This window comes from Fusobacterium perfoetens, from assembly GCF_021531475.1.
Lineage (GTDB): Bacteria > Fusobacteriota > Fusobacteriia > Fusobacteriales > Fusobacteriaceae > Fusobacterium_B.
Genome location: NZ_JADYTX010000032.1, coordinates 1 through 26,295 on the forward strand (window position 1 = coordinate 1; position 26,295 = coordinate 26,295).

General features: G+C 29.5%; 21 protein-coding genes and 1 tRNA gene. 19 read left to right on the forward strand and 3 right to left on the reverse strand.

Annotated elements, in window-relative coordinates; all coding sequences use genetic code 11:
- The first annotated feature begins 1 nt into the window (after position 1).
- Positions 2 to 77 (forward strand) — tRNA-Asn (locus I6E15_RS07710).
- 199 nt (positions 78 to 276) lie between these two features.
- On the opposite strand, the gene I6E15_RS07715 is transcribed toward I6E15_RS07710, so the two are convergent.
- Entirely contained in the window at positions 277 to 2,616 is a 2,340-nt protein-coding gene (locus tag I6E15_RS07715) for a patatin-like phospholipase family protein (protein ID WP_235247260.1), read from the reverse strand.
- Positions 2,617 to 2,733: 117 nt separating this feature from the next.
- On the opposite strand from I6E15_RS07715, the gene I6E15_RS10265 reads away from it, so the two are divergent.
- The 5 genes from I6E15_RS10265 (at position 2,734) to I6E15_RS07740 (ending at position 8,987) form a co-directional block, all read left to right on the forward strand.
- A complete protein-coding gene (locus I6E15_RS10265; protein ID WP_235247261.1) occupies positions 2,734 to 4,071 on the forward strand; it encodes a LysM peptidoglycan-binding domain-containing protein in 1,338 nt (445 codons plus the stop codon).
- 17 nt (positions 4,072 to 4,088) lie between these two features.
- Positions 4,089 to 5,324, forward strand: a complete 1,236-nt coding sequence (rpoN, locus tag I6E15_RS07725) for an RNA polymerase factor sigma-54 (protein WP_235247262.1) — start codon at positions 4,089 to 4,091, stop codon at positions 5,322 to 5,324.
- 8 nt (positions 5,325 to 5,332) lie between these two features.
- Positions 5,333 to 7,102 (forward strand): sigma-54 interaction domain-containing protein, encoded by a 1,770-nt coding sequence (locus I6E15_RS07730; protein WP_235247263.1) that lies wholly within the window; start codon positions 5,333 to 5,335, stop codon positions 7,100 to 7,102.
- A 14-nt stretch (positions 7,103 to 7,116) separates the two neighbouring features.
- Positions 7,117 to 7,491 carry a bactofilin family protein gene (locus I6E15_RS07735; RefSeq protein WP_235247264.1) on the forward strand — a complete coding sequence of 125 codons (375 nt, stop codon included), beginning with the start codon at positions 7,117 to 7,119 and terminating at the stop codon, positions 7,489 to 7,491.
- Positions 7,492 to 7,745: 254 nt separating this feature from the next.
- The gene (locus I6E15_RS07740) at positions 7,746 to 8,987 is read left to right on the forward strand and encodes a dicarboxylate/amino acid:cation symporter (protein WP_235247265.1); all 1,242 of its coding nucleotides are present in this window, start codon (positions 7,746 to 7,748) and stop codon (positions 8,985 to 8,987) included.
- Between the two features lie 44 nt (positions 8,988 to 9,031).
- Here the strand turns inward: I6E15_RS07740 and I6E15_RS07745 are convergent, their stop codons facing one another.
- The gene (locus I6E15_RS07745; protein WP_235247266.1) at positions 9,032 to 9,274 is read right to left on the reverse strand and encodes a TIGR03905 family TSCPD domain-containing protein; all 243 of its coding nucleotides are present in this window, start codon (positions 9,272 to 9,274) and stop codon (positions 9,032 to 9,034) included.
- Positions 9,275 to 9,585: 311 nt separating this feature from the next.
- Positions 9,586 to 9,843 carry a 50S ribosomal protein L28 gene (gene rpmB, locus I6E15_RS07750; RefSeq protein WP_235247267.1) on the reverse strand — a complete coding sequence of 86 codons (258 nt, stop codon included), beginning with the start codon at positions 9,841 to 9,843 and terminating at the stop codon, positions 9,586 to 9,588.
- Between the two features lie 177 nt (positions 9,844 to 10,020).
- On the opposite strand from rpmB, the gene I6E15_RS07755 reads away from it, so the two are divergent.
- From I6E15_RS07755 to I6E15_RS07815, 13 genes are all read left to right on the forward strand, one after another.
- The gene (locus I6E15_RS07755) at positions 10,021 to 12,360 is read left to right on the forward strand and encodes an endonuclease MutS2 (protein ID WP_235247268.1); all 2,340 of its coding nucleotides are present in this window, start codon (positions 10,021 to 10,023) and stop codon (positions 12,358 to 12,360) included.
- Positions 12,336 to 13,037, forward strand: a complete 702-nt coding sequence (ispD, locus tag I6E15_RS07760) for a 2-C-methyl-D-erythritol 4-phosphate cytidylyltransferase (protein ID WP_235247269.1) — start codon at positions 12,336 to 12,338, stop codon at positions 13,035 to 13,037. The genes I6E15_RS07755 and ispD overlap by 25 nt, the downstream gene beginning before the upstream one ends.
- On the forward strand, positions 13,037 to 14,461 hold the full coding sequence (cysS, locus tag I6E15_RS07765; RefSeq protein WP_235247270.1) for a cysteine--tRNA ligase: 1,425 nt from the start codon (positions 13,037 to 13,039) through the stop codon (positions 14,459 to 14,461). Before ispD ends, cysS begins: the two co-directional genes overlap by 1 nt.
- Positions 14,449 to 14,820, forward strand: coding sequence for a ribonuclease III domain-containing protein (locus tag I6E15_RS07770; protein ID WP_177159974.1), 372 nt, complete (start codon positions 14,449 to 14,451; stop codon positions 14,818 to 14,820). The genes cysS and I6E15_RS07770 overlap by 13 nt, the downstream gene beginning before the upstream one ends.
- A gap of 10 nt (positions 14,821 to 14,830) precedes the next feature.
- Positions 14,831 to 15,787 carry an ATPase gene (locus I6E15_RS07775; RefSeq protein WP_235247271.1) on the forward strand — a complete coding sequence of 319 codons (957 nt, stop codon included), beginning with the start codon at positions 14,831 to 14,833 and terminating at the stop codon, positions 15,785 to 15,787.
- Between the two features lie 207 nt (positions 15,788 to 15,994).
- Positions 15,995 to 16,954 carry a hypothetical protein gene (locus I6E15_RS07780; protein ID WP_235247272.1) on the forward strand — a complete coding sequence of 320 codons (960 nt, stop codon included), beginning with the start codon at positions 15,995 to 15,997 and terminating at the stop codon, positions 16,952 to 16,954.
- Positions 16,955 to 17,978: 1,024 nt separating this feature from the next.
- On the forward strand, positions 17,979 to 18,977 hold the full coding sequence (locus I6E15_RS07785; RefSeq protein ID WP_235247273.1) for a 2-hydroxyacid dehydrogenase: 999 nt from the start codon (positions 17,979 to 17,981) through the stop codon (positions 18,975 to 18,977).
- Positions 18,978 to 19,071: 94 nt separating this feature from the next.
- Entirely contained in the window at positions 19,072 to 20,322 is a 1,251-nt protein-coding gene (locus tag I6E15_RS07790; protein ID WP_235247274.1) for a Glu/Leu/Phe/Val family dehydrogenase, read from the forward strand.
- Between the two features lie 152 nt (positions 20,323 to 20,474).
- Positions 20,475 to 22,385 (forward strand): ABC-F family ATP-binding cassette domain-containing protein, encoded by a 1,911-nt coding sequence (locus I6E15_RS07795; protein ID WP_235247275.1) that lies wholly within the window; start codon positions 20,475 to 20,477, stop codon positions 22,383 to 22,385.
- Positions 22,386 to 22,515: 130 nt separating this feature from the next.
- On the forward strand, positions 22,516 to 22,884 hold the full coding sequence (gene rpsL / locus I6E15_RS07800) for a 30S ribosomal protein S12 (RefSeq protein WP_235247276.1): 369 nt from the start codon (positions 22,516 to 22,518) through the stop codon (positions 22,882 to 22,884).
- Positions 22,885 to 22,910: 26 nt separating this feature from the next.
- Positions 22,911 to 23,381 (forward strand): 30S ribosomal protein S7, encoded by a 471-nt coding sequence (gene rpsG / locus I6E15_RS07805; protein WP_177160383.1) that lies wholly within the window; start codon positions 22,911 to 22,913, stop codon positions 23,379 to 23,381.
- Between the two features lie 42 nt (positions 23,382 to 23,423).
- Positions 23,424 to 25,499, forward strand: a complete 2,076-nt coding sequence (fusA, locus tag I6E15_RS07810) for an elongation factor G (RefSeq protein ID WP_235247277.1) — start codon at positions 23,424 to 23,426, stop codon at positions 25,497 to 25,499.
- A 98-nt stretch (positions 25,500 to 25,597) separates the two neighbouring features.
- Positions 25,598 to 26,295, forward strand: a 698-nt coding sequence (locus I6E15_RS07815; protein ID WP_235247278.1) for an elongation factor Tu, incomplete at its 3' end; no start/stop codon positions are given.

A 26,295-nucleotide genomic window follows, 5' to 3' on the forward strand; every position in this document is an offset into this window, starting at 1 on the left:
TGCTTCTTTAGCTCAGTTGGTAGAGCCCACGACTGTTAATCGTGTTGTCGCTGGTTCGAGTCCAGCAAGAAGCGCCATTTTGAGAATATACAGACAACCTTTGAAGGTTGTTTTTTTATTTTATACAAGAAAATTATAAATTGATTTTTTTATGAAAAATTAAAAAATTTATCTAATATTAAAATAAAAACTTAAATGTTATAAAAAATATAAATAAAAAAGACTATTGTTAATAGAGTTTAGATCACTATTATTTACAATAGTCTTTTATTTTAATTATAGATTATATCCAAAATAGATATTAAATAAAACATCATTATTATCTAAGACATTATTTGTTATAGTTATTTCTAATGGTCCTAAGAAAGTATTCCATCCAAGTCCAACTCCATATCCATGATAAAAATCATCTGAGAAAGAGCTATTTCTTTGATATTGGAAGAATAAGTTATCAGCATCATAAGTAAGAATATTATACCTTCCCACTAAATAAAGATTAGAATCAATATTATATTGTAGATTAAGTCCAGCAATAAATACTTTGCTAGCAACAATACCATAGTGATGAACACCATAGAAATCAAATTCCTGATGATTTAAAGAGAATTTTCTAGAGCCACCTATTTTGAAAAGTCCTTCGTATTGATTATCAAAATTATTTTCAATAATTCCTCCACCAGATGTAAATAATCCGAAAGATAAATCTTTGGTAACTGGTAAAGCTTTGTAGAAATTATATTTATATCCTTGGAAATTAAAATCATCTGTTGAAATTCCTTTGTTTGTAAATCCCATTAGGTATCCAAAAGTTCCTTTTGATGGGAAAGTGATAGAATCTAAATTATCATGAATAATATAAGCTCCTGTCCAGAAATAATCTCTTATATCATCAAAAGGATATGAAAGTCCTGAGTTAAAAGAATATCCAGAATAAGTATATTTTCCAGTAACTCCAAATAGTGTATCATTATTAAGAGGAGTACTAAAATCATATTTTAAATTTAAGGATCTACTTATGTATTTTGAAATTAATTTTCCTTTATCATGACCATATAAAAATATTGGATTGTATTCATAAGAGATAGTGTAGTTTGTAGTAAAATCTCTTCCAAAGAATTTATATGAACTTCGATTTCCAAAACCTATTTTAGGGAAGAATGAAAGTTCACTATTGATATAGTAATTTTGCCCAAACATATTTTCAAAAGGTAAATCTGTATTAAGATTTAATGCAATACCATAGTTATTTGAAATATAACTTAGGTTACCATAAATTTTAAATCTAGGACTTTCTTTTATAGCAAAAGTAACTTTATCACCATCAACTTCATAAAAAACTCTATCCACGTACGAAAGAGCATATAATTTTTTAGCCCAAGTGTTTAAGTCCTCAATGGATAAAGAATCCTTTTTAGGTTTTAAATCAAGAACATTAGAACCGGATAAATATCTATTTCCACTTAATTCTATATGAGATACAGATGTTGAAAACTCTTTTAAATTTTCACCTTTCTCTTTTATAGCTAAGAATTTTTTTTCATTGCTAAGATTTTTAAGTTGCTTTGAAAATTTTTCAGTGGCAATCTCTCCCTCTTTAATAATCTCAGGTAAACTATTAAAATCAAGAGTTCCATAATTTTTTACATTAGGGACAATAAGCAAATCAACATATTCTTTTTGAATAGCTGTGCTTTTAAATCCATTGTATGTAGAAATTTTATCAACAACAGTTATTATATTTGATTTATCATTTATAACAGTTGGATTAGCAGTGATATCAACACCAATTATAATATCGGCTCCAGATCTTATAGCCTCAAGGACAGGAAAATTATCAGTAACTCCTCCATCAACAAAATATTCACCCTTGTGGTCAATAGGTGTAATAATAGATGGAATTGCCATACTCATAAGAACAGCTTTTGCTAAATCCCCCTCTTTTACAGCAAAACTTTTTCCAGTATTAATATTTGTAGAAATAGCTCTAAATTTTATAGGAAAATCATCAAAGCTTTTTATTCTTTCAGCTTTTTCAAAAGCTTTTTTAAAAGTCAGATAAATATGTTCTCCATTAACTATCCCAAGTGGAAAATATATATTATTATTTTCATCAATTGATATTCCAAGTGTTCCATCTTTCTCTAAAAGTTTTTGAGAGATGTTTTTTAGAGGTCTGTCAGAGCTATTTGAAAAAAGTTTGTCAAACTCTTGGGTCATCATAAATTCTTCTATTTCAGCAGGAGAGTATCCGATAGAATAAAGAGCTCCAACTATACTACCAGCACTAGTTCCTACAATTACATCAACAGGAACATTATATTTTTCCAAAATTTTTAAAACTCCAATATGTCCAGCACCTTTAGCTCCTCCTCCACTTAAGACAAGAGCTATTTTTGGAGAGGCATTTTTTTTATTAATATCAAATTTATTTTTAGACATATGTTGTTTTAAAAGTTCCAAATCTTTTATCTTTTCTTCAAACTCTTTTATATGTCTATCAACAGCATCAATTTTATCTTGTTTTGTATTAACTTGACCATAAAAATTTTTTTCCTCAGCAAAGCTAGAAAAAGTACAAACAATAAAAATCATAAAAAAAGAGATAAATTTTTTCATAGATTCCTCCTACTAAATGAATATTTAGATTATATCATAAAACAAAATTTTTTATGAAAAAAAATAAAAATTATAGTATAATAAGGGTAATAAAAAGAATAATGGGAGGTTGTTTTTGTGAAAAAATTAGCATGGTTATTGACAGTCTTATTGGTAGGATGTACCTCTGTAGAAGAGAAATCACAGGAAGAAAATCCTATTGTATATAATGTAGCTATCGTAAATACTAATAATGTAAATGGAAATATTGAAGAGGGAGTAGGATACTCGAGACTTGCTACGATTATAAAAAATGAAGAGCAAAAATTTGGTAGCACTAATGTATTTTATTTAGACGGTGGAGGAAATTTTTCTGGAAGTGAGTTTGCAGATAGTTCTCGTGGAGAAAATGTAGTAAAAATATTAAATGCAATAAATCTTCAAGCAACAACTTTGGGAAAAGGAGATTTTATCTACGGAACTGAAAGAATAAAAGAATTAGAAAAAATATCTAATTTTAGAATAGTGGCATCAAATGTAAAATATAGAACAGGTGGGGATTTTGTAAGACCATATGTTTTAAGAAATATAGGTGGAGAAAAAGTGGCTATAATAGGGATAGTTTCTCCAGCACTTTATGATGAGATGGACGAAAAAACTAAGGCTCAAATAAAAATAGAAGAGCCTATTTTAGTGATACCACAACTTTTGGAACTTATAAGAAAAAATAATATAGATTTTGTAATAGCTCTTACTTCTATGGATGATAGCAATCTAAATAGAGAGTGGAATATAAGTGATATAGTAAAAAATATTCCAGGAATGGATATTGTTATAAGTAGTGGAGAGGGAAATGGAAGTTCAATAAAAAGAGTAGGAAATACTTATATAGTAAGAGAGGATAAAAATTTCCAAAGTGTTGGAGTTACAAAAATAGATATGTATGCTAATGATTCTAATCCTCAAAAAATGATTTATGAAAAAATAGAGGCAAAGGATTTAAAAGCTTTAACAAAAGTGGAAAAACCTATAAAAATAGAAAAAGTAGAAGAGGTAGTTTCAAAAGAAGTTCTTCATAGAGCTGTACCAGGAGATACTTTATATTCTTTAGCCAAATATTACGGAGTAACAGTAGATGATATAAAAAATCTAAATCCAAGTATTGTTGGAAATAATATAAAAGTTGGAGAAACTTATAAAATATCAGAGAAAAAAACAAAAATAGTAGAGAAAAAAGTGGAGACACCTACTGAAATAAAAGCAGAAGAAAAAATTATAGGTGGAGCTGACGGAAAAACAGAAATATACATAGAAGAAAAAGAAAATCAAATATCAAAAGAGGAAGTTGAAGATTTTGATTCAATAGCTGTTGAGATGAATGATATGGAAAGTATACCTCAAGATGCTGTAGAAATTGGAAAAAATGATATACCAACAAATCCAGCTATGGAAGATTTAATAAAAACATTGAAATAAAAAAATAAGGGGGAGTAATGGACGTAGTATTGGATATAAAACAAGATCTGAAATTAGTTTTAACTCAAGAAATGAAACTTTCCCTAAATATTTTGGAGATGTCTTTATATGATTTAGAAAGATATCTAATAAAAACTACAGAGATAAATCCCCTTATAGATGTAGAGTTTTCGAATAACTATGGAAAAAAATACTCAAGTGATGATGAGGAATTTTCACCACTTGATTTAGCTCATAAAGAAGAAAGTCTTATTGATTATCTTGAAGAGCAGATTGGATATTTGAAAATAGATAAAAAGACAGAATTTTTATGTAAATATATTATAAATAATCTTGATAAAAAGGGATATCTTACACTTAGTAAAAAAGAGATAAAGGATTTGACAAAATTTTCTATGAGAGATGTAGAGAAAGCTTTAGAGATAGTTAAAAATCTAGAGCCAATAGGAATAGGTGCATCAAATCTTGAAGAATGTTTGATTATTCAGTTACATAAAAAAAATATAAATGATATTGTTTTGGAAAATCTGATAAAATATTTTTTAAAAGAACTTTCAGAAAAAAAATATGGTGAGATTTCTGAAAAGTTAAAAATATCTGAAAATAAAATTAAAAACTATCTGGAAGTTATAAGAAAATTAAATCCTATACCAGCCAGAGGTTTTTATATGGGAGATGTCACAAACTATATTGCTCCTGAAGCAGAGATAAAAATGGTAGATGGGGAATATCAAGTTGTGATGTTAAATGAAAATATCCCAAAAATAAAAATAAAAGAGATTGAAAATAGAGAGAATAAAACTTTTTATAATTCAGCAGTAAGTTTGGTTAATTTTATAGAAAAAAGAAGAGAGACCTTGAAAAAAATATTAGAAATTCTTTTGGAGAGACAGTATAGTTTTTTTTCAGAAGAAAATGGAAAATTAAAAACTTTTACTTCAAAAGAGTTGTCTGAGATATTAAAGGTACATCAATCAACAGTGTCAAGGGCGATAAAAAATAAATATGTCTTAACTGAGAAAGGTATAATGAGAATAAAAGATTTATTTGTTTTAAATGATACTAAAGAGGTTGTATGTAGTCTTATAGAGGAGCTAATTTTGGGAGAGGATAGAAAAAAACCTTACACTGACCAAGAGATAGCAGACTATATAAAAGGACAAAAAATAGATATAGCTAGAAGAACAATAGCAAAATATAGAGAAGAGTTGGGGATAAAATCGGCTAGCAAAAGAAAAATAAAAATTATTTAGGAGTGAAGATGAATATATCTCTTATAGAAATAGAGGAACATATAAAAAAATATATAAAAGTTATTACAACTGTCATAAATGTTGATGTTGGAGTTGTGGATAAAAATATGAAGAGAGTTTCTGGAACTAGCAGATATAACGATACTGTTGGTGAAAGAGTTAGAGGAAATGTTTTTAAAAAAACTATTGAAACAGGAGAAACAAGTATAATAGAAAATCCTAGAACTCACGACCTTTGTCAAATTTGTGCTGACAAAGAGTTATGTAAAGAAACTTTGGAAATAGCTACTCCTATCTATTGTAACGGAGAGATAGAGGGAGTTTTGGGACTTTTATGTTTTAATGAGGAGCAAAAAAATAAAATACTTTTAGATGTAGAGTCTTATCTTGATTTTACAAAACAGATAGCAGAATTTATTGGAATGAAGTTTAAAGAGTATAGAGAAAGTTTACTTCAAAAAGAGAGAGAGGAAACTTTAAATCAACTTTTAAACAATATGACAAAAGGTGTCATCCTAAGTGATGTAGATGGAAATATAACAAGTATCAATCAAATAGGGATAAAAAAATTAAAACTTTCTTTTAATCCCGAGGGAAAAAAGATGCAACTTATAAGTCAAAATGACTATATAATGAATGAAGAAATTTTTAAACTTATAATAGGAAAAAAAGAATATAATGTAACAGGAAAAAAAGTTCCAATGGTTTCTTTTAGTCAAAAAAAGATAAATGGTTTTATTTTTGATGATATACAAAAGATTAGCAAAAATATTGTTGAGGTAAGTAACCAATATAATAGAATTACTTTAGATGATATTCACGGTACATCTCAATCGATTCAATCTTTAAAAGAATATATAAAAACTGTGGCAAATTCAAATTCTACAGTTCTTATTACAGGAGAAAGTGGAACAGGGAAAGAATTAATAGCTCGTTCACTTCACTCTAGTGGAAATAGAAAAGATAAACCTTTGGTAGTAATAAATTGTTCTGCCATACCTGACTCACTTCTTGAAAGTGAACTTTTTGGATATGTAAAGGGAGCTTTTACTGGAGCTGATAACAATGGACATATGGGAAAATTTGAGCTTGCTAACGGTGGAGTTATTTTCCTTGATGAGATTGGAGATATGCCACTATATCTACAAGCAAAAATATTAAGAGTTATCCAAGAGAAAAAAATCGAGAGAATAGGGTCTAATAAGAGTATAGATTTAGATATTAAAATAATAGCAGCTACAAATGCTGATTTAAGACAAAAAATAAAAGAGAAAAAATTTAGAGAAGATCTTTTTTATAGATTAAATGTTATTCCTATTCAAACTTGTCCTTTGAGAGAGAGAAGAGAGGATATTGAACCAATAGTTAAAAAATTGATAGAGAAATATAGTGTAATCTCTGGAAAAAAAGAGATAGATATTGACGAAAAAGCTATGAATGTATTATTGGACTATGACTGGCCTGGAAATGTGAGAGAGCTTGAAAATGTTATAGAACTTATAATGAATACTTGTGGAGAGGCTGACAGGGTAACTGTGTCTATGCTACCTGAAAATATAAAACTTTCAAAAAATAAAAATATAATCTTGGAAGAGATAAAAAAAGAGAGTTTTGAAATTTTAGAAGATGAGTTCTGTGAAATAGAAAAAAACTATATTATAAAAGGTTTGGAAAAATATGGAAATTCTACTGAAGGAAAAAAAATTCTTTGTGACAAAATGAATATAGGACTTACAACTCTTTATAGAAAATTAAAAAAATTTAATATAGATAAGTAATAAGAGGAGAAAAAATGGCATTATTTGAAAGTAATACATCTACTGTAAAAGGTGGAGAGATGACAATAATATCAAGAGCAACTACCATAAAAGGTGACATAAAATTAGAGTGTAATATTTATGTGGCTGGTAAAGTTGAGGGTAATATTGAATCGACAGCTCTTATAACTGTAGGAGAAAATGGACAAGTTATAGGAAGTATGAAAGCTAAAAAAATAATTATAAGTGGACTTTTAAAAGGAAAGATAGAAACTGATGAGTTAGAATTAATATCTGGTGGAAAAGTTCAAGGAGATATAATAACTAAAATTCTTTCAATAGAAGAGGGAGCTATTTTTGAAGGAAATAGTACAATGAAAAGAGAAAATATTAAAATAGAAAAGAAATAAAAATAGAGGTTGCTACAAAAATTTAAAATGTAGTAGCCTTTTTTATTTTTATTAAATTTTCCATTGAATAAATGAATACAATTTCAAAATAGAATATATATTTTAAATTATATGTTCTATAACAGATTGTAATGATTATAAATTAGTGACGATTTAATATATTTTTAAAAATATTAAAATTTTGTTGTAATTTTTCTATAATCTGATATAATGTCAAGCAATAAATGAAATTGTTTAGGAGTGGAGGGAGAAATATGGAAAATACAAAAAAAATGAATCTGACGACAAAAATTTTTATAGCACTGATATTAGGAGTAGTTACAGGACTGATACTTCACCCAATAAAAGAAAATCCAATGGTAGAAAAATATCTTTTAAATTTTATATTTAACTTTTTAGGAAATGGATTTGTAAGAGCTATCAGAATGGTAGTAGTACCATTAGTACTTTGTTCTTTAGTAATGGGATCAGCTGGTATTGAAGATGTTACAAAACTTGGAAGAATAGGAATAAAAACTTTAGCTTTTTATCTTTCAACTACAGCTTTTGCAGTTGTATTGGCTTTAGTAGGAGGAAATATAATTAATCCTGGAAAGGGAATACAATTGGAAAATATAGCAACAACTGCTGTTAAAACTCCAGAAACAAAACCTTTTGTAGATATACTTTTAGATATGATACCAATAAATCCTATTGAGGCTTTAGCAACAGGAAATATGTTACAAATAATAGTTTTTGCAATATTACTTGGAGTGGCTCTTTCACTTCTTGGAGAAAAAGCATCTAATGTAAAAAAACTTTTTGAAGAAGGAAATAGTATAAGCTTAAAATTAGTTGAACTTATAATGAAACTTGCTCCACTTGGGGTTTACGGACTTATAGCTAAAACTTTTACAACACTAGGTTATGTGGCACTTATTCCATTATTTAAATATTTTATCGGTGTAGTTATAATTTTATTTATTCACTGTTTAGTAACTTACCAAGGAATATTAGTATTATTTGGAAAATATAATCCAATAAAATTCTTTAAAGGATTTGCTCCAACAATGATGATTGGATTTTCAACAGCATCAAGTAGTGCTTGTCTTCCATCATCTTTAAAAACAGTTCAAGAAAATTTTGGAGTCTCAAAAACAATATCATCTTTTACAATTCCATTAGGTAATACAATAAATATGGACGGAACAGCAGTAATGCAAGGGATTGCTACTATATTTATAGCTCAAATCTATGGAAAAGATTTAACAATGGCTCACTACATTTCAATAATTCTTACAGCCACTCTAGCATCAATCGGTACAGCTGGAGTTCCGGGAGTTGGAGTTATTATGCTTGGAATGGTTTTAGTTCAAGTGGGACTTCCATTAGAGGGAATCGGACTTGTAATGGGAATTGATAGATTTGTTGATATGTTTAGAACAATGATAAATATAACAGGAGATGCTGTTTGTACACTTGTTATAGCAAAAACAGAAGGCGAACAGTTGAAATAAATCTTATATAAATAAAAATCGGGAGCTTTGGCTCCCTTTTTAAATTAGAAATTTTCTTCTAAGATTCTTGCAAGTTGGTCAGGACAAGAAGTAGGTTTTGTTCTACAAGTTATACCTTTAAGTTTTTGGATAACTATATCTTTTGGTAAACCTTTTACAAGATTTTCTATTCCGTGAGTATTTCCGTCACAACCTCCAACAAATTCAATATCTTGAATAATTCCATTAGAATCTACATCTAAAAGAATTTCTTTTGCACAAACTCCAAAAGTAGCATAAGCTTTCATATTTTTCCTCCTAAAAAATTAAAAAAATTCAAGAATAATTATACTATATTTTTCAAAAAAAATCTGTAAAAATTTTTATAAAAAAATAAAAATAAAATAAACTTTTTTTCTAACCTTGACGTCATAAGAGTGAAGTTAATAAAAATGCATAATATATAATAAATTTCCCCAAAGTAAAAAAAGAGTGAGCAAAATCATTCTTTTTTTATTTTTTGTCATTTGTTGATTATTTAATTTATATAGTTACAAAAAATAAAAAAAGACTAGTCATTAAAATGCTGTCTTTTTTTATATTACCTATGAATTTGTTATTATTTGTTTAATGCTTTAACAATTCTTGGGCTTAGAGTGTTAGCGTTAGCTTTTAATATTTGCATAACTTCAACTTCGTTTGCAGATTTTAAAGTTTTTAAAACTTTAGTACAAACTTTAACTCTAAGAGGTTTTCCGTTGATCATTATTGAAACTGGTTGTAAATTTGGTTTCCAAACTCTGTTAGTTAATCTGTGAGAGTGAGAAATTTGATGTCCAAATGTAATTCCTTTACCAGTGATTTCACATCTTTGCATAATTGCACCCCCTAAAAAATAATTTGCATATTATTATATCATTAACTTAAAAATAAATCAACGGTTTTTTGCAAACAATGACAAAATTTTTAGATATTTTTAAAAAATTAAAAAAATAGAGTAAATATGTGATATAATATTGAGATAAAATATAGAAATTTTTAAAAAGGTGATAGTGTGAATAATCATAATTATAACGTATTGGAGTTTGATAAGTTAAAAGGTGTGTTAGCACAATATATGATGACAAAATCAAACAGAGATAGAGTAGAAAATTTAAAAATATATTCTGAGATTAACCAATTAAAAAAAGAGTTTGAAATCTTGAGAGATTTTATAGACTTCCATAAATATGATGGTGGAATAGAGATATTTAACCTAAAAGATATTATGGAAACTCTAAAAAAATGTGAACTTATCGGTATGTTTTTTGAGCCAGATGAGCTTTACGATATAAATCAAAACTTAAGAATTTTTAGACTTTTCAAAAATAAACTAGATGAACTTGATAAATATAAAAACTTAAAAGCTAGATTTAGTCAAGTTCCAACTTTAAAATTTATTGAGGATATAATCAATAAAACTATTGATAACGAAAAAAATATCCAAGATGAGGCCTCTCTTGATTTAAGAGATATAAGACTTCAAAAAAGATTACTTGCTACAAATATCAAAAGAAAATTTGATGATATGTTTAATGATGAAAGTCTTTCAAGAGCTATCCAAGAAAAAATCGTTACAAACCGTGATGGAAGAAATGTTATACCAGTAAAAGCAGATTTTAAAGGTATGATAAAAGGGATAGAACATGACAGATCTTCTAGTGGACAAACAGTATTTATCGAGCCACTTGGAGTAGTATCTTTAAATAATAAAATGAGAGAGCTTGAAGCTCGTGAAAGAGAAGAAATTAGAAAAATTCTTTTAAGAATCACTGACCAAATAAGAGTAAATATAGATGATGTTACAAAAATAGCTGAGTCAGTTCTTGAGATAGATAATCTAACAGGTAAAACAAGATTTGCAATGGACTATAGATGTAATATTCCTGAGATAAATCAAAGGGAACAACTAAGTATTGTAGCTGGAAGACACCCTTTTATAGATAGAGATAAGGTTGTACCATTGACATTTGAAATTGGAAAAAAATATAATACATTATTAATAACAGGACCAAATACAGGAGGAAAAACAGTTGCTTTGAAAGTTGCTGGACTTTTAACTTTGATGGCACTTTCAGGTATTCCAATCCCTGCTGATGAAAAATCTAGTATTGGATTTTTCTCAGGAGTTTATGCTGATATTGGAGATGAACAAAGTATTGAACAATCTCTATCATCATTCTCTGGTCATTTGAAAAATGTCCAAAGTATACTTACATCAGTTACTAAAAACTCTCTTGTACTTTTAGACGAGCTTGGTTCTGGTACAGACCCAGTGGAGGGGTCAGCTTTTGCTATGGCTGTTATTGATTTCTTAAAAGATAGAAAAGTAAAATCAATGATAACTACTCACTACAGTGAAGTAAAAGCTTATGGATATAATGAAGAGGAAATAGAAACAGCCTCAATGGAATTTAACTCTGATACTTTATCTCCTACATATAGACTATTAATTGGAATTCCGGGAGAAAGTAATGCTCTTACAATTGCAAAAAGATTGGGAGTTGCTGAAGAGGTAATTGAAAAAGCAAAATCATATATAAGTGATGAAAATAAAAAAGTTGAAAAGATGATAACAAATATCAAAGAAAAATCTGATGAGTTAGAATCAATGAGAGTAGAGGTTGAGGCTCTAAAAGAAAAAGTAAAACAAGAACAAATAGAATATGAGGAAAAACTTAGAAAATTAGAAGTTGAAAAAAATAATATTTTAAAAGAGGCTTATGAAAAAGCAGATCAAATGATGAAAGATATGCAAAATAAAGCTGCTGCCCTTGTTAAAAAACTTCAATCAGAAGAAACTAAGAAAGACGACGCAAAAAGCGTTCAAAAAAGTCTTAATATGCTTAGAACAAATCTTGGTAAAGAAAAAGATGAAAATGTTGAACAAAAACCAAAAGTTGCAAGAAAAATCGAGTTTAAAGAGGGAGAAAAAGTCCTTGTTAATAGCTTAAAACAATATGCAGATATTTTAAAAATCAATAAAAGTAAAGAAACTGTACTTATTCAAGCTGGTATTTTAAAACTTGAAGTATCTTTAGATGACATCAAAAAAATCACAGAAAAGAAAACAAAAGAATATACTCAGGCTACATCTTCAAAAAGCAGTCGTGTAAGTTCAAAAATTGACTTAAGAGGAAAAATGGTAGAAGAAGCAATCTATGAACTTGAATCATATATGGATAAAGCTGTTTTAACAGGATATAAAGAAGTACAAGTTGTTACAGGAAATGGAACTGGAGCGTTAAGAAAAGGAATAGTTGAATATCTAAAAAATTGTAGATATGTAAAAGATTTTAGATTTGGTGGACAAGGAGAAGGTGGTGTAGGTTGTACAGTGGTAACATTGAAATAAATTATACCCTTATCGTTGCAATCGGTGGCTCTGGTAAAAGAATGGGTTTAGGTTATCCAAAACAATTCCTACAATATAAAGGGAAACCACTTTTTGTGAATATTTTAGAGGTGGCAGAGAAATCTCCTATTGTGAAAAATATTGTCCTAGTCACTAAAAAAGAGCTTATAGATGAAGTAAAAGAGGTTTGTAAAACATTTGAAATAAAAAAAATCTCTCATATTGTAGAGGGAGGAGCTGAAAGACAGGACTCTATCTACAATGGTTTAAAATGTTGTGAACTAAATTCTCTTATAGCTATCCAAGACGGAGTTAGACCATTTTTTAAAGAGGAATATATAATAAAAACTTATGAGGCTTTAATAAATGATAAAAACCTAAATGGTGTTGTAATCGGTATGCCTGTAAAAGATACTATAAAAATAGTAGATGAAAATGGAATAATAAAATCTACACCAAAGAGAGCTACACTTTTTATGGCTCAGACACCTCAAGTTTTTAGAGGAGATGTTTTAATTAAGGCTTATCAAAAAGCTAAAGTTGATGGATTTTTGGGAACAGATGATTCTTCACTAGTAGAGAGATATTTTGGAAATGTAAAGCTACTAGAGGGAGATTATGAAAATATAAAAATAACAACAATAGATGATATGAAATTTTTAGAGGAGGAGAAATAATGATAAAAATATACAATACTATGACAAGAAAAGTAGAAGAATTTATACCACTAAAAGAAAAAGAAGTGTCAATGTATGTTTGTGGACCAACAGTATATAATTATATCCACATTGGAAATGCACGTCCTGCCATAGTTTTTGATACAGTAAGAAGATATTTTGAGTATAGAGGATACAAAGTAAAATATGTTCAAAACTTCACAGATGTAGATGATAAAATTATAAAAAGAGCTAACGAAGAGGGAGTTACTTCTAAAGAGATAGCTAGAAAATATATTGAGGCTTATTTTGAAGATACTAAAAAAGTAAATCTTAAAGAAGAGGGAATGATAAGACCTAGAGCTACTGAATATATAGATGAGATGCAAGAGATAATCAAAAAACTTATAGCTGAAGGTTACGCTTATGAAGTAAATGGAGATGTCTACTTTGAGGTTGAAAAAGATAAAGATGATTATGGTTGTCTTTCTCACCAAGATATTGGAAACTTAAAAGCTGGAGCTAGAATAGAAGTAAATGATATTAAAAAATCTCCACTTGACTTTGCTCTATGGAAAAGTGCAAAACCGGGAGAACCTAGCTGGGATTCTCCTTGGGGAAAAGGAAGACCTGGTTGGCATATAGAATGTTCGGCTATGTCAAGCAAACTTCTTGGGGACGTATTTGACATTCATGGTGGAGGACAAGATCTGATATTCCCACACCACGAAAATGAGATAGCTCAATCAAGATGTAGCTCTCACCAAGAATATGCTAGATATTGGATGCACAACGGATATATCAATGTTAATGGAGAAAAAATGTCAAAATCTTTAGGAAACTTTTTCTTATTAAGAGAAGTTTTAGAGCATTTTGAAGGTAGAGTAATAAGATTTTTTGTTCTAGGTGCTCACTATAGAAAACCAATAGATTTTTCTAACAACGAACTTGAACAAGCTAAATCTGGTCTTGAAAGAATAGATAACGCAGTAGAAAGACTTAGAGAAAAAATAAAATCTGGTGCTGTGGCTGGTGGAGATGACTTATCAGGATTAAAAGATTTACTAAAAGAAACAGAAGAAAGATTTATCCAAGCTATGGACGATGATTTTAACACAGCCCAAGGTATCGGAGTAATATTTGAGCTTATAAAAGAGATAAATAAATATACAGAAGTAGAAAAAATCTCTGAAGAGGGGGTAAAATCTCTACAAATGGCATATGACTATATTGAAAATATAATGGAAAATGTATTTGGTGTCACTTTAAAATCTCAAGAAAATATTGGAAACTTAACAGCTGATTTAGTGGAATTTTTATTAGAAATAAGAAGAAAAGCTAGAGCAGAAAAGAACTGGGCATTATCTGACGAAATAAGAGATAGACTTGGAGAAATGGGAATAAAAATAAAAGACGGAAAGGATAAAACAATATGGTCTCTATAAATCTTAAGGAGACAAACGGTCTTGTACTTGCATATTTAGGGGATTCTGTATGGGAAGTAAATGTGAGAGAGCATTTTGTAGCAAAGGGTTTAAATCTTAGAAACCTTAATAATAAAGTAGTAAAATATGTAAATGCTAAGGCACAAAGTGAAATCTTAGAAAAAATTTATCCTACAGTTGAAGAAAAATATCAAGAGATAATAAGAAAAGCTAAAAATGGAAATATAAAATCTTTTCCTCAAACTTGTACTCAAATGGAGTATAGAAACGCCACAGGTTTTGAAGCTTATATAGCAGGACTTTATATAGATGGCAAAGTTGATGAGATAAAAAAAATCATAGAAGAAAATATTGAGTAAGGATATTAATATGTTTAAAGATATAGTTTCAAATGAAGAGGCAAAAAGTTTTTTAATAAATGAGTTAAAAAATGGAAAAAAAGAGGGAACATATATATTTTATGGAGAAGATAAAGCACTTCTTATGGAGTTTGCTTTGTCTTTTGCCAAAGCGTTAACTTGTAAAAATGAAAAATATGATTTTTGTGATAGATGTGAATCTTGTCTAAGAATGAATAGTCTAACCCATGGAGATTTAGAAATATTTGAAGATGATAATGGTATAAAGATTGATAGTATAAGAGAGATTGCAAAAATATCTTCAAGTGCTACCTATGAGGGTGGAAATAGAATTTTTATTATAAAGGATGCTGAAAAGCTAAAAAAAGAGTCTAGCAATGCACTTCTTAAAATAATAGAAGAGCCAGAAGAGGGAGATTTCTTTATACTACTTTCTAAAAATCTAAATCTTTTACCTACTATAAAGTCAAGATGTACAATAGTAAAGATAAAAAATAAAACTCCTGAGGAATTTGGTATTACTCTTAATGAATATAAATTCTTTTTAGGCAAGGGCAAAGATATAGAGGACTATAAAAAATATGGTTTTGATATAGATGAGGCTTTTTCCTATGAAAATTTAGGAGAGCCACTACAAAACTATGTAAGACTGAAAAAAGAACTGAGAGAGGAAAAAATTGAGGAAAAAATCAAATCTCTTATGGAAAATAAAATAAAAGTCTATAAGGGACTTATAAATCTTTATAAAAATATAGAGTATATTGATGTTGCCGAAAGACTTGTAATAGCTGAAAATATAAGTTTTGCTTGTGAAAATGAAAGATCTGTTGTAATGGAGATTTGCGATTATATTTGCCATTTTATAAAGGATTTTGGAAAACTTGAAAAGATTATGGAAATAAAAAATAGAATAAATTCCAATGTAAATGTAAAGCTTTTACTTAGAGTTTTAATACTAGAATTGTAGTCATAATATGTAAAAACAATTTGTTTAAAATCAGAAAAATAAATAAGTTCTAAAATAGTATCAGTGTAATAAAAGAATATAAAAAATAGTGAAATAATTTGAGAAACAAAAAAACTATTTACAAATTATAAAAAAAGAGTATAATAAAGCTATGGGGATGTATTAAAAGATAAAAAATAAAAATCTCATAAGAGGAGGATATTTATTATGAAAAAATTAGCATTATTATTAGCAGCATTATCAGTAGCATCTGTATCTTATGCAAAAGAAGTTATGCCTGAGGCAGCTCCAGTTGTAGAAGAAGCACCTGTAGTAGAACAAGAAGTTGTTGAAGTAAAAGCAGCTCCAGTATTAAGAGTAACTTCAGTAGGACAAACTTTAAAAGTAGTTGATACTTCAAGTCAAGGAACAAAAAATGATGCAAATATAGGTGAAGCAGTTCATCTAGAAAATAGAGTTGGATTAGCTTTAGGAGATAATTGGACATTTAACTTAATGGCTAGAAAAACTTGGGAAGCATCTACAGATGACGCTCATACAGGAAAAGAAGTATGGGACGGAATGAGATCTGCTGGACATAGAATAGATTTACAAGCAACAAGAAATTTTGAAAACTTCTCACTTGGATTAAGATGGAGAGGAGAAAAAAATCAAGATGCTATCTTCTTACCAGTATCTTATAAATTTGGAATGGTTTCTGGTTGGTTTGATCCAGCTTATTATTTCGTAAATGGAGATAATGCTAATGCTGAAGACTATTTCTATTTAGAAGCTGAACCAGTTCAATTATCTTATGGACCAGTTACTTTAGCTTACTATTTTGAAGGATTTAAATATGCTGGAGATGGATGTGTAGTAGAAGATAAAAAATCTGATTATGCTCATCAAGCTAGATTAAGAGGAACTTTATTCCAAAATGATGATTTCAAAGTTGGAGCAGAATATAGATATCAATTTGCTCAAGATGTTGAAATGTTAAATGGAAAAGATGGATTAGAAAATAATAAACATACAGCTATATTATCACTTGCTTACAATGTAACTGAGAACTTAGTAGTAGATACATATTATCAATATAATTTCAACAAATATGAAGCAAATGATGCATCAGCGAAAGATGATGATTACAAAGGTGAATTTGGTTTAGGATGGACTTACAACTTCTAATCGTTTGATTAGTTAAAGCCTTTAATAAAAAAATAAGATTTTCAAGAGAGAGATTTATTCTCTCTCTTTTTTTCTTTAAAATGTAGCCAGTTGTAGCCAAAAGTGTAGCCAAAATATATTATTTTAACTTTTGGTAATATAATGATATATAAAAAAGTGTAGCCATTTTATAAAATTTTTGGCTACATCATAACTTATTTAAAATAAATGTATTATATTGAATTTTATTAAAATGTAGCCAAAAAAGTGTGGGGTATCTATTATTGGAAAAATTTTTTTATAATTTTAATAACTTTTCTATTCTCAAGTATATATATGTAGGTGGTGTGAAATTTTGGCTACAAATTGGGATTTTTTCATATAACTTATTGTAATAAAAGATTTTAGAGTGTAGCCATTTTTAAATTTTTTTGGCTACACTTGGCTTAAGTTTGTTTTAATATAAAATATTGGTTATATTTATAAAAATAAAACTTTGGCAACATATTCAGTCTAGCTTGGCTAAAAATTATAAATCATAAAAAACTTACCTTTAATATAGTGTAGAAAAGATTAAAAAAATATAAAATAAAAAATAATTTTTTAGGAGTTGCTATAAGAAAAACTTATATCTTTAGAAATCAAAAAAATTAAAATAATAGTCTATCTATTTTTAAGTAATTAGCTTTATTAAAAATAGAATAAAAAAATCAAAAAAATATTTGGTTATAAAATTTCATAAAATCTCTCTCAAAAAATAGAAGTTTATAATATTAACTTATAGTATTATTAATAAAATAAATAGTAATCATATTTTTTTGAAATTATTGCGTTTAGTTGTTGGAAAAATGTTTTGTTTATAGAAAAAACTTTCTTTTTTAGAAATTTTTCGTTAGAATGCCGTTAAAAAAAATACTTGCTTTTCTTTTAAAAAAGATGTATAATTCAAACATAAGGGACAATAAAACGAACAATAAATATAAAAAAGATATATTAAAAAAAGAGTTTATATTTATTTTAAAAATACACTTTAGGAGGAATTTGAATGAAAGTATTTTGTTATGGTGTTAGACCAGTTGAAAAACCATTCTTTGAAAAATTAGCAGAAAAATACAATCTTGATGTTACTTGTACAGAAAAATTCTTAAACTCAAAAGAAACTGCTGAAATGGCAAAAGGACACGAAGTAGTTGTTTTAAGAGCTAACTGTTTTGCTAATAAAGAAAACTTAGATCTTTACAAAGAATATGGAGTAAAATATCTATTAACTAGAACAGTTGGAACTAACCACATAGATATTCCTTATGCAAAAGAATTAGGATTTAAAATGGCATTTGTTCCATTCTACTCTCCTAACGCAATAGCTGAATTAGCTGTTACTCACGCAATGATGTTATTAAGACATATGGCATACACTACTCACAGAACTGGAGTTGAAAGAAACTACACAGTAGATGCAAATATGTTCTCTAAAGAAATAAGAAACTGTACTGTTGGAGTTGTAGGACTTGGAAGAATAGGATTTACAGCTGCTAAATTATTCAAAGGATTAGGAGCAACAGTATTAGGACAAGATTTATTCAAAAAAGAAGGAGTAGAAGACATTCTTACTCAAGTTGAATTAGATGAATTATTAGCTAAAAGTGATATCGTAACATTACACTGCCCATACATTAAAGAAAATGGAAAAGTTGTTACAAAAGAATTCTTAAGCAAAATGAAACCAGGAGCAATCTTAATAAACGCTGCTAGAGGAGAACTTCAAGACGTTCCAGCTTTAGTTGAAGCTTTAGAAAGCGGACACTTAGCAGGATTAGGATTAGACGTTCTAGAAAATGAATCTACTGTATTCTTCAAAGATTTCAAAGGTGGAAAAGTAGAAGATCCAATGGTAGAAAAATTATTAGGAATGTATCCAAGAGTATTAGTATCTCCACACATGGGATCTTATACTGATGAAGCTGTTACAAACATGATAGAAACTACATTCCAAAACTTAAAAGAATATGAAGAAACTGGAGATTGTAAAAACAAAATAAAATAGTTTTTTCAAGGTAGTTTTATAAATTAAGATTTTAAATTTTTTATTAAATACAGAATAACTTACAGAACTAAATTTAATATGGAGGGTAAAGAAAATGGCAAAAGAATTAAACGTTTTTGAAATGGCTCAAGCTCAAGTTAAAAATGCTTGTGACAAACTAGGAATGGAACCAAATGTATATGAATTATTAAAAGAACCACAAAGAGTAATCGAAGTTAACATTCCAGTTAAAATGGACGACGGATCTATAAAAATATTCAAAGGATTCAGATCTCAACACAATGATGCAGTAGGACCTACAAAAGGAGGAATCAGATTCCATCCTAACGTATCTTTAGAAGAAGTTAAAGCATTATCAATTTGGATGACTTTCAAATGCTCTGTAACTGGAATCCCTTATGGAGGAGGTAAAGGAGGAATCATCGTTGACCCTTCTGAATTATCTAAAGGTGAATTAGAAAGATTATCAAGAGGATACATCGACGGAATCTACAAACTAATAGGAGAAAAAGTTGACGTTCCAGCTCCAGACGTAAATACTAACGGACAAATCATGGCATGGATGGTTGACGAATACAACAAATTAACAGGAACTTCTGCAATCGGAACTTTAACTGGTAAACCAGTTGATTTCGGTGGATCTAAAGGAAGAAACGAAGCTACTGGATACGGTGTTGCTGTAACAGTTAGAGAAGCTTGTAAAAAAATGGGAATCGTTGAACCAAAAGTTGCAGTTCAAGGATTCGGAAACGTTGGAGCATTCACAGTTAAAAACATCCAAAAATTAGGTGGAAAAGTTGTAGCTATGTGTGAATACGACAAAGAACACGGACCATATGCTATCTATGACGAAAACGGATTAGATTTCCAAGCTATGTGGGATTACAAACAAGAACACAAAACATTATTCGGATTTGCTAAAGAAATAGCTATCGACGACTTCTGGGGAGCAGACGTAGACGTTGTTGTTCCAGCAGCTCTAGAAAAAGCTATCGATGTTCACCAAGCTGAATTAATCAAAGCTAAACTAGTTTGTGAAGCAGCAAACGGACCAACTACTCCAGCTGCTGACGAAGTATTAAATAAAAAAGGAATCGTTCTTACTCCAGACATCTTAACTAACGCTGGTGGAGTTACAGTTTCTTACTTCGAATGGGTACAAAACCTATACGGATACTACTGGGGAGAAAAAGAAGTTGAAGAAAAAGAAGACATCGCAATGGTTGACGCTTTCGAAGCTTTATGGAAAATCAAAGAAGAATACAATGTTACAATGAGAGAAGCAGCTTACATGCACTCTGTTAAAAAAGTTGCTACTGCAATGAAATTAAGAGGATGGTACTAATCCTTAGTTGTAACTAAATAAGTTATAATATAATTAAGAGTTGGACTTTGTCCAACTCTTTTTTCGTCTTGTTTTTTATTGGAAAACTTACAAAATAATATAATTTATGATATAATAATTCCGAATGATAAAATATTTTAGGAGAAAATAAAATGGCTTTACTACATGTTGATAATTTATACAAAGGTTTTTCAGGAGAAACTCTTTTTAAAAATATAAGTTTTTCTATTGATGAAAAAGATAAAATTGGTGTTATTGGAATAAATGGAGCTGGGAAAACTACTCTTATAAAAATGTTATTAGAAGAGGAAGAAAATGATGTTGATCCAAGTACAAATCAAAGAGGAACTATTAGTAAAAAGGGAAATTTAAGAATAGGATACCTTTCTCAAAATATAAATCTTAATTATGAAAATACTGTTTTTGATGAATTGATGCTTGTTTTTGGAAGTGTTTTAGAGGATTATAAAAAAATACAAGAACTTAGTTTTAGAATAAATTTAGAGCCAGATAATTTTGATAAAATAATGGAAGAATTAGCAGTTGTCACTACTCGCTATGAACAAGAGGAAGGATATGCTATTGAATATAAAGTTAAACAAATCTTAAATGGATTAAGTGTTCAAGAAGATTTATGGAAGCAAAAAATAGGAGATCTTTCTGGAGGACAAAAATCTAGAGTGGCTTTAGGAAAAATCTTATTAGAAGAACCAGAACTTTTGATACTAGACGAGCCTACAAACCATTTGGATTTGGTAGCTATTGAGTGGCTAGAAAAATTTTTAAAAGATTATAATAAAGCTGTAATGGTAGTGTCTCATGATAGATATTTTTTAGACAATGTAGTTGGAAGAATTTTTGAAATAGAGGGACATACTTTAAAAACTTATAAAGGAAACTTTACAGAGTATACTATTCAAAAAGAGGTTTATCTATCTGGAGCAATGAAAGCTTTCGAAAAAGAGCAAGAAAAAATCAAACAGATGGAAGAATACATAAGACGTTACAAGGCTGGAATAAAATCAAAACAAGCTAGAGGAAGAGAAAGTCTTTTAAATAGAATGGAAAAAATGGAAAATCCAGTCGTAAATGTTAGAAAGATGAAACTTAAATTTGATATAGATAGACCAAGTGTAGATAGGGTTTTAAAAATCCAAAATCTTTCAAAATCTTACGATGGAAAGAAAATATTCCAAAATCTAAATCTTGAAATATTTAGAGGAGAAAGAGTTGGAATAATTGGAAAAAATGGTGTTGGAAAATCAACTCTTTTAAAAATAATAAATGGTACAGAAAAAGCTGATAGTGGAGTAGTAACAATAGGAGAAAAAGTAACAATAGGATACTATGACCAAAATCACAAAGGACTTGATGAAAAAGCGAGTATTTTAAATGAATTCATGTTTAACTATCCAATGAGCGAGGAAGATGTAAGAAGACTTGCGGGAGGATTTTTATTCCCAGAAGAAGATGTATTTAAAATAATAGGTTCTTTAAGTGGTGGAGAAAAAGCAAGGGTAACTTTAATGAAACTTATTCTAAAAAAAGCTAACTTCTTGGTGCTAGACGAACCAACAAACCATTTGGATATCTATTCAAGAGAAGTTTTAGAAGAAGCTTTGGAAGATTATCAAGGAACAATCCTGATAGTATCTCATGATAGATATTTCTTAGAAGGAATAGTAAATACTATCTATGAAATAACAGAAAACGGAGCTGAAAAGTTCCACGGAAATTATAAAGAATATTGTGAAAGAAAAAATAAGCCTGTTGTTGAAAAAGATACAAAAGGTGTAAATGATTATGAAGAACAAAAAAGAGTAAAAAATAGAATATCTTCTTTAGAGAAAAAATATAACGAAACAGAAAAATTTATAGAAAAATTAGAGGAGAAAAAGTCACTTTTAGAAGAGGACTATAATCAAGCTGGAAAAGAAAATAATCTTGATAAGCTATTGGAAATCCAAGAAAAGATGGAAAAATTAGATGATGAGATTATGGAATCTATGGAAAAATGGGAAGATATAGAAAAAGAATTAAAAATTTTAAAAAAAGCTTTGTAATTTTTAAAAAATATGATACAATACTTTGTGCTATATAATTAAATTGACTTTTTCTCAAAAAAAAGTTATAATATTTAAGTTATATAATAAAAATTAAAAATATAAAAATTTAAATCGGAAGGAGGGTAAAATGCCTACTCTAAATCAATTAGTTAAAAAGGGGAGACAAACTTTAGAAGAAACAAGTAAATCTCCAGCATTACAAGGAAACCCACAAAAAAGAGGAGTTTGTGTAAGAGTTTATACAACTACACCTAAAAAACCTAACTCAGCTTTAAGAAAGGTTGCCAGAGTAAAATTAACAAACGGACTTGAAGTTACTTGCTACATCCCAGGAGAAGGACACAACTTACAAGAACACTCAATCGCACTTATAAGAGGTGGAAGAACAAAAGACTTACCAGGGGTTAGATACAAGATAATCAGAGGAGCACTAGACACAGCTGGTGTTAACAACAGAAAACAATCTAGATCTAAATATGGAATGAAAAAAGCGTAATAATTTAAGGAGGTGACACAGTTTAAATGTCAAGAAGAAGAGCAGCAGTTAAAAGAGATGTATTACCTGATTCTAGATATAACGATAAGGTAGTTACTAAAACTATAAATGCACTAATGGTAGATGGAAAAAAATCTTTATCTGAATCAATATTCTATTCAGCTATGGACTTAATAAAAGAAAAAACTGGTAAAGAGGGGTACGACGTTTTCAAACAAGCTATGGAAAACATTAAACCTCAAATCGAAGTAAGATCAAGAAGAATCGGAGGAGCTACATACCAAGTTCCTACAGAAGTTAGATTAGAAAGACAACAAACTTTAGCATTAAGATGGTTAAAAGCTTATACTAGAGAAAGAAAAGAATATGGTATGGTAGAAAAATTAGCAGCTGAATTAATCGCAGCATCTAACAATGAAGGTGCAACTGTTAAGAAAAAAGAAGATACATATAGAATGGCTGAAGCTAACAGAGCTTTCGCACACTACAAATATTAATTTTTGTATTTTGGCGTAATTTAATTAGGAGGAATAAACTAGATGGCTAGACAAGTTTCATTAGAAATGACTAGAAACATTGGTATAATGGCTCACATTGACGCTGGTAAAACTACAACAACTGAAAGAATTCTTTTCTATACAGGAGTTAACCACAACCTTGGAGAAGTTCATGATGGAGCTGCTACAATGGACTGGATGGAGCAAGAGCAAGAAAGAGGTATCACAATTACTTCAGCTGCTACAACATGTTTCTGGAAAAATCATAGAATAAATATAATAGACACACCAGGACACGTGGACTTTACTGTTGAAGTTGAAAGATCTCTTAGAGTTCTAGACGGAGCAGTAGCAGTATTCTCAGCAGTTGACGGGGTTCAACCTCAATCTGAAACTGTATGGAGACAAGCAGACAAATACCAAGTACCAAGAATGGCTTTCTTTAATAAAATGGACAGAATCGGAGCTAACTTCGAAATGTGCGTTAACGACATTAAAGAAAAATTAGGAGCAAATCCTGTACCTATCCAATTACCAATTGGAGCAGAAGATGCTTTTGAAGGAATTATAGACCTTATCGAAATGAAAGAAATCGTTTATATGGACGATAAAGGTAAAAATATAGAAGAAAGAGAAATCAGAGCTGAATATGCTGATAAAGCAGAAGAAATGAGAGAAGCTATGATTGAATCTATCGTTGAATGTGATGACGAATTAATGGAAAAATATCTTGGTGGAGAAGAAGTTTCTAATGAAGAAATAAAATCTGCATTAAGAGCAGGAACAATTGGAAACATGATAATTCCTGTATTATGTGGAACAGCATTTAAAAATAAAGGAATCCAACCTTTACTAGATGCAGTTACATTATACATGCCAGCTCCAACTCAAAAAGGAGTTATTAAAGGACATGAATATAAAAATGAAGAAAATGCAATAGAATTACCTATATCAGATGAGGCTCCATTTGCAGCTTTAGCATTCAAAGTTATGACTGACCCATTTGTAGGAAGATTAACATTCTTTAGAGTATATACTGGAATAGTTGAAAAAGGTTCTTATGTTCTTAACTCAACAAAAGGTAAGAAAGAAAGAATGGGAAGATTACTTCAAATGCATGCTAATAAAAGAGAAGAAATTGATGTTGTTTACTGTGGAGATATCGCAGCAGTTGTTGGATTAAAAGATACAACAACAGGAGATACTTTATGTTCAGAAACAAATCCAATAATTCTTGAAAAAATGGAATTCCCTGAACCAGTTATATCAGTAGCTGTTGAACCAAAAACAAAAGCAGACCAAGAAAAAATGGGAATTGCTTTAGCAAAACTAGCTGAAGAAGACCCTACATTCAAAGTTAAAACTGATGAAGAAACTGGACAAACAATTATATCAGGAATGGGAGAATTACACCTTGATATCATTGTTGACAGAATGAGAAGAGAATTTAAAGTAGAATCAACTGTTGGTAAACCACAAGTTGCTTATAGAGAAACTATTACTTCTGGAACTGAGCAAGAAGTTAAATATGCTAAACAATCTGGAGGTAAAGGACAATACGGACACGTTAAATTAAGAATCGAACCTTTAGAAGGAAAAGATTTTGAATTTGTTAACGAAATTACTGGAGGAGCAATTCCTAGAGAATATATCCCTGCAGTAGAAAAAGGATGTAGAGAAGCTCTTGAAAATGGAGTTGTAGCTGGATATCCTTTAGTTGGAGTTAAAGTAACTCTTTATGATGGATCATTCCATGAAGTTGACTCATCAGAAATGGCATTCAAAATTGCTGGTTCAATGGCAATGAAACAAGGTGCTGAAAAATGTAAACCAGTTATTCTAGAACCTATGTTCAAAGTAGAAGTAACTACTCCAGAAGAATATATGGGAGATATCATCGGAGATATCAACTCTAGAAGAGGAATGGTTGGAGGTATGACAGACAGAAATGGTGCTAAAATCATTGATGCTAAAGTACCTTTATCAGAAATGTTTGGATATGCAACTGACTTAAGATCTAAATCTCAAGGAAGAGCAAACTACTCAATGGAATTTGAAAGCTATGTACAAGTTCCTAGAAATATTCAAGATGAAATTAAAGCAGCAAGAGGAAGATAATAATCTAAGCTTTATTTAGCTCTAAGGGATAAAATCCCTTAGAGTTGAAACTAAAATAAATAAAAAACAAAAAATGTAAATAATCTTAGGAGGAAAAAATGGCAAAAGAAAAATTTGACAGAAGCAAACCCCATGTAAACATTGGTACAATAGGACACGTTGACCATGGAAAAACAACAACAACAGCAGCAATATCAAAAGTATTATCAGACAGAGGACTAGCTGAAAGAGTAGACTTTGATAAAATCGACGTTGCTCCAGAAGAAAGAGAAAGAGGAATAACTATCAATACAGCTCACATAGAGTATACAACAGAAAAAAGACACTATGCACACGTTGACTGTCCAGGACATGCTGACTATGTAAAAAACATGATTACAGGAGCAGCTCAAATGGACGGAGCAATCCTAGTTGTATCAGCAGCTGATGGACCAATGCCTCAAACAAGAGAACACATACTATTATCAAGACAAGTTGGAGTACCATACATCGTAGTATACTTAAATAAAGCAGATATGGTTGACGACGAAGAATTATTAGAATTAGTAGAAATGGAAGTAAGAGAATTATTAACTGAATATGGATTCCCAGGAGATGAAGTACCAGTAGTCGTTGGATCATCATTAGGAGCATTAAACGGAGAACAAAAATGGGTAGATCAAATAATGGCATTAATGGATGCAGTAGATAGCTACATTCCAGCGCCAGAAAGAACAATAGACAAACCATTCTTAATGCCAATCGAAGACGTATTCACAATAACAGGAAGAGGAACTGTTGTAACAGGAAGAGTAGA